Origin of the sequence: Wohlfahrtiimonas populi, from assembly GCF_002006795.1 — a bacterium.
Lineage (GTDB): Bacteria > Pseudomonadota > Gammaproteobacteria > Cardiobacteriales > Wohlfahrtiimonadaceae > Wohlfahrtiimonas > Wohlfahrtiimonas populi.
Genome location: NZ_MVDN01000043.1, coordinates 1 through 1,280 on the forward strand (window position 1 = coordinate 1; position 1,280 = coordinate 1,280).

The 1,280-nt window shown below is 32.1% G+C and carries 1 protein-coding gene and 1 pseudogene; both read right to left on the reverse strand.

Features of this window, described 5'->3' with window-relative positions:
• Nucleotides 1-34: 34 nt before the first annotated feature.
• Nucleotides 35-694 (reverse strand): TIGR03747 family integrating conjugative element membrane protein, encoded by a 660-nt coding sequence (locus BZK16_RS13870; protein WP_077929468.1) that lies wholly within the window; start codon nt 692-694, stop codon nt 35-37.
• 3 nt (nt 695-697) lie between these two features.
• Nucleotides 698-1,280 (reverse strand): annotated as a pseudogene (locus tag BZK16_RS14370) (hypothetical protein); the annotation flags it as partial.

A 1,280-nucleotide genomic window follows, 5' to 3' on the forward strand; every position in this document is an offset into this window, starting at 1 on the left:
GAAGATTTTAATTCTCAGAGGTATTGTATATTCTTTAGAGATATTTCTTAAAGCTCCAAGCCGCGATATAAATTATGAGCCCAAATAATATACCAAATGGGATAATAACAATAGACGGATGTACAGGAATAGGAATGCCTAGGTAGAAAATAAAAGCTGTTGCAATAACAAATGTAAAATTTGATTTTGCAAGGTGGTGGATCATACCATGCTCTACGCCACCTTCGAATTTACGAATACTTCGCTCAACTAAGCCATCACTAAATGCAACAACACCACAAATTAGAAACCAAGGAAGGGATATTATAAAAACAAAAGCGCGCATGAGAACGAGAAAAAATATATATCCAGCAGCTTTGAGATAATCGGTAAAATTATTTATAAAGCTTAGGTGAGAGCCTATATTTTGCTCATTTTGTATTTGTAGAAGAATGCGTTGAGTGTATATATATATTGAGCTAAAGAAATTATTCATGGTATTAAATAAATAATCGCCAAACATGAAGTTTTCAAAACTGTCATTAACAAGAGAGTATTCATAATTCAGCATTTCTTTTGCGTGTTCAGGATTATCTCTCCAAATAAAAGCCATACCAATCCATTCAACAATAATGGAAACAATAATAGCTAGTATTATGCAACTAATCATTTTAAATAGAATACTAACTATGGTAGTTGGTAAGTTTTTATTCATAAGCTAATCTATAAAGTGGTCAGGGGAGGACAGCATTGATGTTATGCCAGCATTTGCATTGTTATCACTATTATTTTCATTTTTCTTAAGCTGTTGTAGTTTTCTGTGGCTTGGCTGTGTTTTGGTTGGGTGATACGTTTTTTCAAGAGAATCGATCAATAAATTTGCTTCATTATCCATTTGAATTGAATTATTGTATTCAACTAATGGAATGCGAATTTTATATAATTGATTGCCTTCCAATAGGCAAAAAGCCTGTCCTATAGGGAGTGAAGCAAAGTCATGTAACGATAATAAATGAGTTTTTTGTTTAGTTTGCCTAACTGTTGTACTGGATGAAAATTTTATATCAGAATGGATATTTGAGTTATCTGATGCGCCAGAAATCAAATCTGTTGTTGTGACGTAAACATCTTTTTGTCGTTGCATTAGATAATCACATATAAATTGATTAGCAGAGCGTAAAATAATTAGTTGATTAAATAATGATAGAAAATAGTCTGCAGCACTATTTTGTTCTGATAGCTGTTTGCTAATTCTTGGAATATCCGGTTCGTATAAAGATAGACGGGCTTTGATTTGATTG